The following is a 12,359-nucleotide window of genomic DNA, read 5'->3' as shown; positions in this document are numbered from 1 at the left end:
TGCGTCTGGAAGGGGGGCGGGGGGGGGGGGGGGGCCGGCGGCGCCCCCCCCCCCCCCCCCCCCCCCCCCCCCCCCCCCCCCCCCCACGCGCCTAACTAACCTTCCTGTACGAACGCTTGGGAGGGATCGGGCGTATCGGACGCTCCGCAGGGTAGGTGAGTGATGCACCGGCCCCGCGGACCCAGCAGTGGAACCCTGCTCCTCCTGTCTGCGGGGCCGCTGCGCACCGCTCGTGCCGGACGTACCGGTCGACGTACCGGTCGATGCGCCGGTTGGCTAGCCCCGACCGGTCGGCCGGCAGCGATGCAGTGCCGATACCCGGTAGCTACGGAACTTCTGTGCGGTACGGGACGCGTTCTGTGCCTTTCGGGTCGGCCAGCACTCTCGCAAGCCTCGCGCAGAGCGGCGTCGAAGGACTCGCCCAGGAGTGGCGGGTGAGCCGCCGCAGACACGGTTGAGCGAAGGAGTTCGCTGGTCAGAGCAGTTCAAACAAGGGTCCTGCACGTGACACTCACGAGCCTGCCGCGTGGCACAACGTGCTCAACGAAGGGTCCATGGCCAGCGTGAGAGTGAATTGCTCTGCCGGTTGCCCATGCCAGTCCGAGTCGTCCCAGTCAGTAGACGAGTGAACGCCCTCGACCGGACCCCATGGCAGAGAATTGGGTTGAGGCGAGGCGGAGGCGAGCCGTTTCGTGTCGCCACCGGAGATCGCGCCGCAGAGCGCGGGCGCGGCGGTGGATCTTACGCTCGTGGATGCGAACGGCCGTGAGCTGGATCTGGGTACGCCTATGAACGCGACTCCGGAGGAGAGCGCCGGCACCTGCTACACCGACGCTGCCGGGATCGGCGAGCAGGCGCGCGCCCACCGGGAGATCCTGGGGCGTGTGCTGACGGCGTGGGCCTGGTGAACTATCCGACGGAGTGGTGGCACTGGTCGTTCGGCGACCGCTACTGGGCGCTGGCCACCGGAACGGCAAGCGCCTGTTACGGACCGAGTCGGCAAGGCGTGTACGAATGACGCTCCCGACTGAGCCGCGGTAGCCCGTCAGGCCGTCGCGGCAAGGGGGCGTCCGCCCCAGCGGATGCCCTTCTCGCTGCGGATGCGGGCGCGCTCCTTGCGTTCGGCGACGAGCACGTCGGGGTGACGGGCGTTGGCGTTGCGCCAGCGCAGATACGCGTGCAGGGCCCGGGTCTGTGCGGGGTGGCTGCGATGGTTTCAATTGGCCAGAGTGAACTGCCGCAGCGGTCCGAAGTGGGCCTCGATCGGCTTGGCCCAGGACGCGTAGGTAGAGGTGAAGCACAGCGCGACGCGGTTCTTCCTTGCCCAGCGCCGGATGGTCTCGCCCTCATGCTGGAGTCCGACACCCGCAGCGTACCGCTCGGGGCGCGAGGCCCTGCGGCGAGACGTGGTGCCCTATGAGCGCTGCGGCCTCGCTTTCAGCCGCTCTCCGGGCCTGGGGGACGGGAACGGGCACATCGAATGTGACCCGAGCAGCTCCTGAGGTCTCACGAGTTCGTGGGTACCCACTGGCGCACACCGTGGTCGTTCGTGCCGTACCAGTAGCGGGGCAGTCCCTTGATGCTGCTGGTGCGGAACGGGCGGCCGTGGTCGTCGATGCGGACCGTGCCGGTACGGCCTTGGGAGGACCAGTCGAGTTCCAGGTACCAGTTGCAGTCGTACGCGTCGGTCGTCGCGGTGAGCTGCAGCACCTCCGGGTCCTCCGCAGAGACGCGGTAGGGGAACTGCACCGCGGGCACGAGCGTTCCGCTGTCGTTGCCGGGGCCCGGGTGGGCGATCGGGCGGTCGACGTCCAGGTTCACGGAGAAGTTGCGGGGCGGCAGATCACTGCCGCAGCCCTGGCCCATGGCATACGCGGTGCCGGTGACCGGGGTGCCGCGGCTGACGACACGGACCCGCAGCGCCGTGAGGACCACGGACGTGGACGACTTCCCCTGCACCGAGATCTGCACCATCGTCTGCTGCCCGGGTACCGCCTGCTGCGTCGCTGCCCACACTCCGGCGTCCTGCTGCACCGGTGGCGGGGGCACCTGGGCCGGGTCCTTCCCGATGACGTAGTCGTGCCCGCAACCGCCGTCCCAGATCTGCGAGTCGGCGGTCCAGGCGAGCGGCATGGGGGCGTCGTTCTTCGTCTCCGCCGAGGGTCCGCCCTTCGACTCGGGGCTCCCTGAAGCCCGCGCCCCCGCGGAGGGCGAGGCCGAGGCCGAGGAACGGCTGCGGGAGGGGCCGGCCGCAGTGGCCGAGGGGTGGCGTGACGTACCGGCTCCTGTCGTACGGGACTGACCGGGGGCCTTGGCGGAGGTGCCGTGAGACCGGTCGGCCGACAGCGCCGACATGCTGCCCAGCGTCACCAGCATTACGGTCGCCGTGGCCGTGCCGACGACAGTGCCGCGACGGCGGTACCAGGGCCGTCCAGTTGAACGGACCGGATCCCACGTGGCCGTCGACTCGCGACTGCCCGGTCCAGGAGCGTCGGAAGCAGGCAGCGCCGCGTCGGGCGCGCCCGCATCGAGTCGCGGTGGTGAACCGCTCGTGCAGCCCCCGTCACCACCGATGCCGTCGGCGCCGCCACCCACACCGCTACCCGCACGCCCCGCCGTCCGGCCGGCCGGACCCGAAGCCCGCTCGTCCCCTGTCGGCTTCAGTGCCCCTTCGGCCGCTGTCGGCTCCGCCGCCTCCTCACCCTTCGGCCGCTGTCGTGTCGTCAGGGCGAGCAGCCACAGGCGGTGCAGTTCGAGGCGTTCCTCCGGGCTCGCCCCGCAGAAGGCGGCCATGCGTTCCACGGGGGCGTAGTCCTGCGGGACCGCGTCGCCCGCGCAGTAGCGGTGCAGCGTGGAGGTGTTCATGTTGAGGCGCCGGGCCAGTGAGCCGTAGCTCCGGTCCGTGCGGTCCTTCAGCCGGCGCAGCAGCGCCGCGAACTGCTCGACGTCGTCCCCGGTCGACATCGTTCCCCCGTCCTGCCGTGTGTCCCCGTGTCCCAGGCGGTCCATGTGGTCCATACACCTGCACGTCGGATGGGCTGGGATGGTTCCACCGTGGCTGGAGGGGCGTTTGGCGTTGCGCCGCGCCGCCGTGACGGCTGATGCGCACGGCCCCGCACTCGCGTACTCCCGGGGTGCGGGGCCGCGGCGTAGGCGTGGGGCGCGGCGGGCTGCTGGGGTGCGGGGCACGAGGGTGTCCCGCCCGGGCGGCGGGCCTACAGCAACGCCTGCAGCGACCTGTGGACCTCTTGGCTGCGTGTCAGCAGGAGTTCACCGCGTTGTGCCGCTCCTGGCGTGAGCAGCACCCCTTTTGCCCTCTGCCCGGTGCGGCCGTCCAGGCCATGTGTATCGGTCCGCTGTGGTCGCCGGCGCCCCGGTGCTGTCCGCAGGCGTGGCGGCACAGCGGCCGCGGCCGTAGGGATGTGCATGTGTCTCCCGCACGATCAGCCGGATCTTCGTCCGGGTGTGCTCAAAGACAAGGCGGACAATTGGTTGTAGGGCGGTGGAGCTCTTTCCTGCGGGTCGGTGCTGCGGACGGTCGCGCACGCGGCCGCGGTGGGGGCGGTGGTGTGTCTGAACAGCGACGCTGGCTAGGGCAAGACCGTCGCTCTGCAGTACGCCCTGTCGCAGTTGCCGCACCCGGCCTGGGAGTCACTGGTTTCGACGGGACGTGCCCAGGTGGAGTCACCGGGGCACTCACGCATTGCCTCGTCGGCCAGTTGCCGTGCGGTGTCATCTCAGAGGTGCTTGGTGCGCGCGCCGCTGTGGCTGCGGGTCCTGCGAGAACCGGCGAACAAACCATGCCGCCTGGAGCTGCTCCGCTTCGCCCGCCGGGTCGCGGTCCAGCAGGCGGCGTTGTCCCTCGCCCGGCTCGATCGGTGGAGCGCTGTTGGAAGGTCGGGAGGCCGAACACCGTCGTGAGCGGAGGCGCCCACTCGATCCCGAGTGGCTGATCGAGTGCGGCCAGGTGGCGCTCTGCACCTCGTACGGTGGGCCCCGCGCCCATGACCAACCCCTAGCTGACAGGAAGACATGAACGACGTACCCGCCGACGAGAGCCGGGTTGAGATCGCCACCGCGGACATCCCCTCGCTGCTGTTGCGCATGATCCCGGAATCTGCCGACTCCATTGCAGAGACGTCTGGCCATCCCGCGGAAAAGGCCATGGTGACCGAGGAAGCGTGGGTGCTGCTGTATCGGCTGCTGGCCGAGTGCTTCACCACGCCCGTGCTGATGCCCGAGCTGGAGAGCGTCAGACCCGACGCCCAGCTTCTCGGCCGCTGTTGGGACTTCGTGGAGACCATCGTCGCCCGCTCCAGTGAGCATGTCAGCGGCGCCGTGTACTTCGAGGTGCTCGAACAGCTTCTGAACGCTGAAGGGCTCATCGAGGCGGCCTGGCCCTACATGAAGGACCGGACACGGGCGCGCACCGTGCAGATGCTGGACTCTTACGACGTCCGCCTCCCAGGGATCAACCGGCGCTAGAAAGCCCGTGAACAATGCGGGTACGTCACCCACCGCCTGGCAGACGTGTCGTACCACGCGAGTGTCCCGGCCAGGATCGCGCTGAACGGTATCCACTCATCGTCCGGATTCCACTTCTCGCCGCCCGTGGCTTGCATGAAGATCGGGCTGGGCGCCCAAGCGACCGATACCCGATCGTCCGCGACTTCAGCGATCCAGCCGAGAAACTCGCGACCGTCGACAAGGCTGAAGCCGACCTTCGCCGCGTTGTCCATGCAGCCGGCAAAAAAGGTCTTCATCCTCGAGACATCGGCCATCGCCCGAGCATAGAGCGGAGTTCGTCAAGAGGATGCAGACGAGGACCGCAGCCACCCCCCGCCCCGTCGTGCCGACCGGCGACCGGCACGCGTCGGATTTCCACCGGCGGCGATGCCTACCCGCGCTGACTGCAGGGTCAGGCTGAAAGGGCTCAGTAACAAGTACGGCTACGAAACGGTGATCGAGCCGCTCGTCGGCGCCCGCGCTGATGCGCGGGGCGTCGTATCCGGCGTCCGGCACGACCACGACCCCAGGATCGCCCGCTTTCCACTGTCCGGCGTCAATCAATTGGCCGATCATGTCGTGGAGTTGGGTGGCGGTGACGGCGACGAGGTTGGCGCCGGGCTCCAGTCGAATGGCGTCCAGAATCGACGTCCGGGAGGTGTTGCCGGCCTCCCGCGCGGCGACGAACGGTTACGGCCAGCCGGGGGTCATCTGGTGCTTGGCGTCGCCGCGACCGGCGGTGTGGCAGAACGAGCGGTGCGGGCAGGCCCCGGCGTTCGGGCGGGGCCAACGGCGCGGTACTTTGCCCGCCGGGCGACGGCGCGCCGGCGTGCTAAGGCATACTTCCCGGGCCCGGCTGGATCGCGCTGACGCTCAGGATGCCAACCGTCCCGGCACAGGCCGTCGAGTTGTAGGAGACGTACATCGGGGTCGTCTGGCCCGGCGGGTAGACCTGCAGGTACTGCGCGGCCGTCGGATGACACTGTGTCGCGGGGTAGTTGCCGGCGTCCGTGATCCGCAGCAGCGCGTTGCCGGTGGCCCGCGGTGCCAGCGTCACCAGCGCGCGGGGGGCGGTGGTGTTCCGCGTGGCGGCCGAACCGATCTGACGGACGGGGGTGCCGCCGGCGAGCGACACGCCGGGGTAGCCGTACAGGGTGCAGGTGGTCTGGGAGATGTTGGTGAAGTCGATCACCTGGTAGACACTGCCCGCGGCACCCTGGCTGGCACCCAGTCTGGCGCTCACATAACGGGTCGGGCAGGCAGCGGTACGTCTGTGCGCTGTTCCGGCCGGTTGCGCCTGGGTACTGGTGCCGGTACTGCCGGCCCGAGCCGTGTGAGCCGCAGTCGGCGTTGCCGCGGCTGACTTTGTCCCGGCCGGTGTTCTCCCGGACGGCGCCGGCGCGGCCGATGATGCGCCAGAAGCCGTGGCCGCAGCCGTGCCATCCGAGGAAGAGGTGGCCGGGCCCGCGCTGCAGCCGGCGGCGAGCACCGCGACACAGGTGAGCGCGGTGGCCGGGAATACCCGCCGGAGCGTGAGCGGAGATGACATCGCGGTTGCCTTTCTGCTGACGAGAGCGGCTCAATTGGCCGTGTGACACTCATGACGCCGCAGGTGCCGCGACGGTTGTACCGGACACGTCCCGGTGGTTTCACTGTTATGTCACGCCGCTCGGCGGCGAAGACGGCTCGGCGGCCATGGCGCCGAGCGGCGTCCCCGCCCTGCGAGACACCGCCGCGTGACGGGCATCCGTCGGCCGTCCCGCGCCTGACCCCTCGGCGGACGACGCGGGCTCATCCGGCGCGCATCACCTCGCGGGCCGGTCCCGGTGATCACGTTCCCTACGTCGTGCCGGGTGCTCCCAGTGCGGTGCCCGGGGTGCGGTATGCCCTCCGGGCGGGGTACCAGGATCGTCAGCACTGCCGGCCACCGGGTGAGTGCTTCAGGATCGGGGCACACCACCCCACCCGAGCCGGAACTCCCGGCTCGGGTGGGGCCTGCTGTAGACGAGCAGCCCGTTGCCGTGCGCGGGACTCTGGCCGCCGTACTCGACCGTCTTGCCGGAGACGGTACGCACCAGCCGCGTGAATGCGGGCCACACCCCGGCAGCCGTCCCGGCATGTTCGAGGAACACGGCCAATCGTTCCTGCTCGGCCCGCCGTTCCTGTGCTTGCAGCAGAGCCTCCTGCAGACGCCGTTCGGCGGCAGAGGCATGCGCAGCGGCAGACCGGCGCGCCTGCTCGGCTGCCTTGGCACGCGCGGTGGCAGACCGGCGGGCCCGCTCGCCGGCCCTGGCACGCGCGGCGGCATCGGCATCCGCCTCCAGCCGGGCGCTGGCGGCCGCCAGGTCCACGCGCCGTGTGTCAGCAGATATGTATCCGCCGTGACGTCGCTGATGAGGCGTAGCGGAGTCGTGGTCGGCCGCCTTGTTGGGGAATCGGCGGAATCAGTGGCCGGCGCCGCCGGCCCCGTAGTGGCCGCTGATCTGGTCGCGGTAGGCGGGGTCGCCCAGGTGCTTGTCCTTATCGAACTCCGGTGCGCGCTTGATCTGCTCTTTGGAGCGAGCGACAGTGATGGTGCTCGCATCGTGGTCGATGAGGGTGATCGTAGCGGCTGGGAGCAGGACCTCCTTGCCGAAGATCCACATTCCGGTGTCGACGACGATGTACTGCGATCCGACGTCGCTGGAGTGCTTGTCGACCTTGCCGATGTGTCCGTCCGTCGCTTCCACCGCATAGCCGGTCAGATCGGCGTCAGGAGTGTGGCCGGCTGTGGGCGCGTAGTTCCACATGTTCTCAGTCACGCTCATCCTCCACAGATGCGCTAGAGAGATGCCTGCGCATCTCGGTTTCCGTCTCGGGGGCTCCAAATGTCCGTGAAGCGGGCTTGTAAACGCCGTCAAGGCTGTCGACGCCCGCTACCGCTACCTGGCGGGCCACCTCGACCAACTCCGCTACGGCGCTGCCCTCGCAGCCGGCTGGCCGATCGCCACCGGCGCGGTCGAGGGTGCCTGCCGCCACCTGATCGCCGACCGCCTCGACATCACCGGCGCCCGCTGGCGCCTTCACGGAGCGAAAGCCGTACTGCGACTGCGTACCATCCTGGCCAACGGAGACCTCGGCCCGTGCTGGCGCTACCACGCCGCCCGCGAACACGAACGCCCCTATCTCGCGCCCGACCAGAGACCTACGCAACCCGCCATCGCCCGCGCACCACCACACGGCCGCACCCTCCCGCTCCGAGCCGTAGACGCCGAGGTGATGCCGGGGGCATACCGGCCAGACCTGCCAGATCCATGCTTCCGCCGGCGCCGATGGGAGCACCGTCTTGCCCACAAGGGGCCCAGGTCGTCGGTCGCTTCTCCGAGGCACTCGGCAGCCGTACGGCCCTGCCGGCGGCCAGTACTGCGGAAGCAGGTCCAGCAGCGACTTCAGCAGGCCGGTGCAGGCGGCCTTGTGGACCGGCGTGCCGATCACGACGCCGTCGGCTCGCGCGACCAGTTCGGTTACCTCGACATTCCCTTACGCCTCAGTAGGTCTGTGCGTCGGGTTGAGCCTTTCAGCGTCGGCAAGGCGGACACCGGCTCCCACCGGGAACCAGTCGTCCAGGGCCGCCGGGTGAACGTCTCCTTGTAAGCGATCATTTGGTGGCCCCCTGGGCGAACCCGTTGTAGATGTAGCGCTGCAGGAACAGGAAGACGACCAGGGTCGGCAGGATGACCAGGTGAAGCGGAACAGGGCCGTGGAAATGGTGCCGAGGTCCTCCGAAGGCATGTAGAGGAAGGGGATGATCCTGCGGTAGATCGTGACGGAGTTCGCCCCGTCCAGGCGCGCGGCCTCGTCCAGGGATGTGGGAATGCCGCGGATGAACTGCAGGAAGATGTAGATCGACACGACCCGCCCGGGAGGACGTCACCCGGGAGGGCGAGGACGAGGGGAGGAGCTGTCGCGCGAGGCGCATCACGCGATGGCGCAGGCGGTCCCGTTGAGGCTGAAGGTCGCGGGCTTGGCGAAGGTGCCGCCGTACGTTCCCTGGAAGCCGAAGGTGACGTTCCCGCCGGCCGGGATCTCCGCGTTGTAGGAGACGCCGCTCGCCGTGACGGCCCCCGACGCCGCAGCGAGGGAGGCGTTCCAGGAACCGGTGATCTGCTGCCCGGCCGGCAGCGTGAACGCCAGCTTCCACGCGTCAAGCGGGGCGGAACCGGTGTTGGTGACGGTCACGTCCGCGGTGAAGCCGCCCTGCCAGACGTTCGTGCCGTAGGACACGGTGCAGGCCGAGGACCCTCCGGAGCCCCCGGAACCGCCGCCGGTGCCGGTGTTGATCGTGGAAAAAAACGAGGTCACCGCGAGGCCGGCGCCGTTCTGCCAGGGCTCGAACCCGGCCTGGACGCTGGTCAGGTACCAGTTGTTCTGCGCCAGCCCCCGCGAGACGGCCTGTCGGACGAAGTCCATGACGTCGAAGTTCCAGCTGCCGACCGCGGAGGGGGCGACGAACGACAGGACGTCGTTGGAGCCGTTGTTGCCGGACCACACCTGCCACTGGCGCCCGGCCACGGTGGCCGTGCCGACCTGCGTGCCGACGGGCTGGACGGGGCCGACCTTGTTCAGCCAGACCATGATCTCGGTCCGGTTGACCCCGTCGGTGCGGGGCGTGGGGTCGAGCCAGATGTCGTACGCGGCGTCGTACACCGCGTCGCTCACGTAGCTGTAGGAGATGCCGGTCGGCGCACTGGAGATGCTGCTGAGCTGGGCCGGAAGGGCTGTACCCGGGGAGCAGTTGGTGTAGTGGCAGCCGTTGTAGACGGACGGGTAGGACTTGGGGGCGCCGTTCGTCGGGACCGAGCCGTCGGCCTGGGTGATCCTGAACCCGGAGTCCGTGGCGGTGATGCACTGGGTCTGGCTCGTGCCCCAACGGTTGTTCTGGACGACGTAGCGGCCCTGAATCGTGGTCGACCCGAACTGTTCGCAGATCGAGGTGTCGGCGTGTGCCGCGGGGGCGGTGCCCAGCAGGGCGGCCAGGGTGGCGAGCGAGGCGAGCAGGGCGCCTAACAGGCCACAGGCTTTGTGGGGGAGGGGGTGCCGTGAGGTTCGCACGGAGGTCCTCTCGGAGATGTGGGGGAGTCATACGTGAAGGCATCGCGCGGGAGTGACGAGAAGACTTGGGAGCGCTCCCACGGCTTTCGTTTCGCAGGGACTGTAGGAGAGGGGCGTGGCCCTGACAAGGTGGTGAACGCGAATCCGTTGAACCTTCTCTCGAACGCCCAGGTCGGACTGGCATCACGTGCCGTGGCCGCGCCAGACGGTGCCCCCCGGCCTCCAGTGGCAGCGTCCGTCAGCCGTTCGGAACCGCGCACCGGTCCCGCGCCCCGCCCCGACCACGCTTGACGCCGGGGTCGCGTCGGTTGATCGTCGCGGCTCGGGGTAGCGAAGCGCCATGGCAACCGAGAACAGCTCCGTCCCCGCCGGCGGCCGGCTCCAGCCCGAGATCGACGTCCCGGCCCTCACCGCCGTCCTCGACGGCGAGTACGCCGGGATCCGGGACCTCGTCCGGACCAACCTGGTCACCCATGCCGCCGTCCTCGACGAGGCCGATGAGCTCGGCATCGACGCGTTCCGCGAGAGGGTCCGCGATGTCGTCGTCCAGTTGGCCGCGACCGGTCAGACCGGCATGGGCTTCCCCGGCGCATACGGCGGCGGCGACGACGTCGGCGCGTCGATCGCCGCCTTCGAGACCCTGGCATTCGGCGACCTCTCCGTCCTCGTGAAGGTCGGCGTCCAGTTCGGGCTCTTCGGCGGAGCCATCCTGCATCTCGGCACCGACCACCACCACAAGACCTACCTGCCCCGCCTGGTCACCGGAGAGCTGATGGGCTGCTTCGCCATGACCGAGGTGGGTCACGGTTCCAACGTCCAGGCGCTCGGCACCATCGCCCGCTACGACCCCGAGAACCGGGAGTTCGTCCTCACCACTCCCGACGAGCAAGCCCGCAAGGACTACATAGGCAACGCCGCCCGCCACGCCGAACTCGCCGTCGTCTTCGCCCAGCTGGAGGTGGACGGCCGGACCGAGGGAGTGCACGCCTTCGTCGTTCCCCTACGGTCGGACGGCCGGGTCCTGCCCGGTGTCGCCATAGAGGACGACGGCCGGAAGTTGGGCCTCAACGGCGTCGACAACGGACGCATCCGCTTCGACGGGGTACGCGTCCCCCGCGAGGCGCTCCTCGATCGCTTCGCCCAGGTCACCCCCGAAGGTCGCTATGAGAGCGCCATCGAGAACCCCGACCGACGCTTCTTCACCATGCTCGGCACCCTCGTGCAGGGCCGAGTCAGCGTTGCCGGAGCCGGAGTCAGCGTCGCCAAGGTCGCACTAGCGGTCGCCACCAAGTATGCCGACCGGCGGCGCCAGTTCAAATCGTCCCAGGACACCGAGGAACAGGTACTCCTCGACTACGGCCTCCACCAGCGCCGGCTGCTCCCCCTCCTCGCCCGCACCTACGCGCTGCACTTCGCCCAGGACGTCGTACGAGCCCAGCTGCACGAGGTCTTCTCCAGCATCGAAAACGACCCGCAGGCACGGCGCCGCCTTGAGTCGCGAGCCGCCGGCATCAAGGCACTCGCCACCTGGCACGCCACCCGCGTCGTCCAGGAGTGCCGCGAGGCGTGCGGCGGCGCGGGCTACCTTGCCCGGAACCGCTTCGCCGCCCTCAAACGGGACAGCGACGTCTTCACCACCTTCGAGGGCGACAACCACGTGCTCCTCCAGCTCGTGGCCAAGGGCCTGCTCACCGACCACGCGACCGAGTTCGAGGACCTCGACCAGCTCGGTATGGTCCGCTACGTCACCGGCCTAGCCGTCGAGACCGTCATCGAGCGGACCTCGGCGCACAAACTCCTCGAACGTGTCCGCGACCTGCTGCCCGGCGGTGACGCATGGGACCGGGAAGCTGGACTCCTCGACTCGGAGTACCACCTCGCCATGGTCCGCTTCCGCGAGGAGCACATGCTCGCCGGCCTCGCCCGCCGCATAAAGCGCGGCGTCCAGCAGGACGAGCCCGGCGCGGTCTTCTCGCTGATCCAGGACCACGTCATCGCCCTCGCCCGGGCCCACGTCGAACGGCTGGTCACGGAAGCCTTCGTCGACAAGGTGCGGGCTCTACCCGAAGGCACAGAGAAGGATGCCCTGGGCCTGCTGTGCGACCTGTTCGCGCTCTCGACCATCGAAGCCGACCGCGCCTGGTTCATGGAACACGGCCGACTGACCGTCCAGCGGTCCAAGGCGATCAGCCGCGAGGTGAACGACCTCTGCCGCAAGGTGCGCCCCCTCGCCGTCGACCTCGTCGACGCCTGGGGCATCCCCGCTCCCGTCCTGCGAGCACCGGACCTGGTCGGCCCCGCCGACTGAGCGCACATCAGTTGGCCCCGGAAGCCCCCCGGCGTTGTCGCTCCGTCGCCCACCCTCACGTGTCGGCCTCTACTGGCTCACTGCCGAGTTCTCTTCGCGGGGAAGCGTCCGCGGTTGTTGCCGGTCTGCGACCGTATGGTGCGTTGCGCTCTGGGCCGCCCGCGGCCACCGTTCTGGCTTGCGTTGCACGCCGCGCTGCGCGAGGACAACGGCGCTGTGCACCGCCAGTTGCATGAGCTGCGCCAGGTGACGGGGGTGCCGGAGACGGTGAGCGCGCTGCGGGTGTGCGACGTGGCGGTGTGGAGGGGGCACCGGGACACCGGGCACGCCTGCCCTCGCTGACGCCCGGCCCTATGACGCTGCTTGGGCGTTCTGGCGTGTGCTGCGATCTATCCACATTTGGTACGTACTGCGTACGCTATATGTACGTGTACGCTTCATGGCCGGTTCGGCG

Annotated in this window: 9 protein-coding genes and 6 pseudogenes; 5 read left to right on the top strand and 10 right to left on the bottom strand. The window is 69.4% G+C overall.

The features are described from left to right. Positions 1 to 680 precede the first annotated feature (680 nt). Positions 681 to 1,018, top strand: a pseudogene (locus V7E45_RS12535) (M15 family metallopeptidase); the annotation flags it as partial. A gap of 27 nt (positions 1,019 to 1,045) precedes the next feature. On the opposite strand, the pseudogene V7E45_RS12530 reads toward V7E45_RS12535, so the two are convergent. Both V7E45_RS12530 and V7E45_RS12525 read right to left on the bottom strand, forming a co-directional pair. Then, positions 1,046 to 1,396: pseudogene (locus V7E45_RS12530) on the bottom strand (IS630 family transposase); the annotation flags it as partial. 110 nt (positions 1,397 to 1,506) lie between these two features. Next, positions 1,507 to 2,964, bottom strand: a complete 1,458-nt coding sequence (locus tag V7E45_RS12525; RefSeq protein WP_333774193.1) for a helix-turn-helix domain-containing protein — start codon at positions 2,962 to 2,964, stop codon at positions 1,507 to 1,509. A 1,068-nt stretch (positions 2,965 to 4,032) separates the two neighbouring features. Here V7E45_RS12525 and V7E45_RS12520 point away from each other — a divergent pair. Continuing rightward, complete coding sequence (locus V7E45_RS12520) at positions 4,033 to 4,485, top strand: hypothetical protein (RefSeq protein WP_333774192.1); 453 nt, start codon at positions 4,033 to 4,035, stop codon at positions 4,483 to 4,485. Here V7E45_RS12520 and V7E45_RS12515 read toward each other — a convergent pair. From V7E45_RS12515 to V7E45_RS12495, 5 genes and pseudogenes are all read right to left on the bottom strand, one after another. Next, entirely contained in the window at positions 4,482 to 4,781 is a 300-nt protein-coding gene (locus V7E45_RS12515) for a hypothetical protein (protein WP_333774191.1), read from the bottom strand. The genes V7E45_RS12520 and V7E45_RS12515 overlap by 4 nt on opposite strands. After that, positions 4,672 to 5,160 (bottom strand): annotated as a pseudogene (locus V7E45_RS12510) (transposase); the annotation flags it as partial. The gene V7E45_RS12515 and the pseudogene V7E45_RS12510, both read right to left, overlap by 110 nt. A gap of 178 nt (positions 5,161 to 5,338) precedes the next feature. Further along, positions 5,339 to 6,055, bottom strand: a complete 717-nt coding sequence (locus V7E45_RS12505; RefSeq protein ID WP_333774190.1) for a DUF4232 domain-containing protein — start codon at positions 6,053 to 6,055, stop codon at positions 5,339 to 5,341. A gap of 391 nt (positions 6,056 to 6,446) precedes the next feature. Next, a complete protein-coding gene (locus tag V7E45_RS12500) occupies positions 6,447 to 6,857 on the bottom strand; it encodes a hypothetical protein (RefSeq protein ID WP_333774189.1) in 411 nt (136 codons plus the stop codon). A gap of 93 nt (positions 6,858 to 6,950) precedes the next feature. Next, on the bottom strand, positions 6,951 to 7,307 hold the full coding sequence (locus V7E45_RS12495; protein ID WP_333774188.1) for a PRC-barrel domain-containing protein: 357 nt from the start codon (positions 7,305 to 7,307) through the stop codon (positions 6,951 to 6,953). A gap of 109 nt (positions 7,308 to 7,416) precedes the next feature. Between V7E45_RS12495 and V7E45_RS40585 the strand changes: the two are divergent. Then, positions 7,417 to 7,689, top strand: a pseudogene (locus V7E45_RS40585) (ISKra4 family transposase); the annotation flags it as partial. Between the two features lie 123 nt (positions 7,690 to 7,812). On the opposite strand, the pseudogene V7E45_RS12485 reads toward V7E45_RS40585, so the two are convergent. From V7E45_RS12485 to V7E45_RS12475, 3 genes and pseudogenes are all read right to left on the bottom strand, one after another. Then, positions 7,813 to 8,019, bottom strand: a pseudogene (locus V7E45_RS12485) (NAD(P)H-dependent oxidoreductase); the annotation flags it as partial. Positions 8,020 to 8,143: 124 nt separating this feature from the next. Beyond that, positions 8,144 to 8,400, bottom strand: a pseudogene (locus tag V7E45_RS12480) (carbohydrate ABC transporter permease); the annotation flags it as partial. Between the two features lie 63 nt (positions 8,401 to 8,463). Next, positions 8,464 to 9,597, bottom strand: a complete 1,134-nt coding sequence (locus V7E45_RS12475) for a GH12 family glycosyl hydrolase domain-containing protein (protein ID WP_333774186.1) — start codon at positions 9,595 to 9,597, stop codon at positions 8,464 to 8,466. 340 nt (positions 9,598 to 9,937) lie between these two features. On the opposite strand from V7E45_RS12475, the gene V7E45_RS12470 reads away from it, so the two are divergent. Together V7E45_RS12470 and V7E45_RS40580 are read left to right on the top strand one after the other, a co-directional pair. Further along, complete coding sequence (locus V7E45_RS12470; protein WP_333774185.1) at positions 9,938 to 11,905, top strand: acyl-CoA dehydrogenase family protein; 1,968 nt, start codon at positions 9,938 to 9,940, stop codon at positions 11,903 to 11,905. A 6-nt stretch (positions 11,906 to 11,911) separates the two neighbouring features. Next, a complete protein-coding gene (locus V7E45_RS40580) occupies positions 11,912 to 12,247 on the top strand; it encodes a DUF6308 family protein (RefSeq protein ID WP_443056021.1) in 336 nt (111 codons plus the stop codon). The last annotated feature ends 112 nt before the right edge of the window (positions 12,248 to 12,359 follow it).

It is taken from the genome of Streptomyces sp. IBSBF 3136, from assembly GCF_036815105.1.
GTDB lineage: Bacteria > Actinomycetota > Actinomycetes > Streptomycetales > Streptomycetaceae > Streptomyces.
The sequence above is the reverse complement of the archived record's forward strand: the minus strand, read 5'-3'. Positions and strand labels throughout refer to the sequence as shown.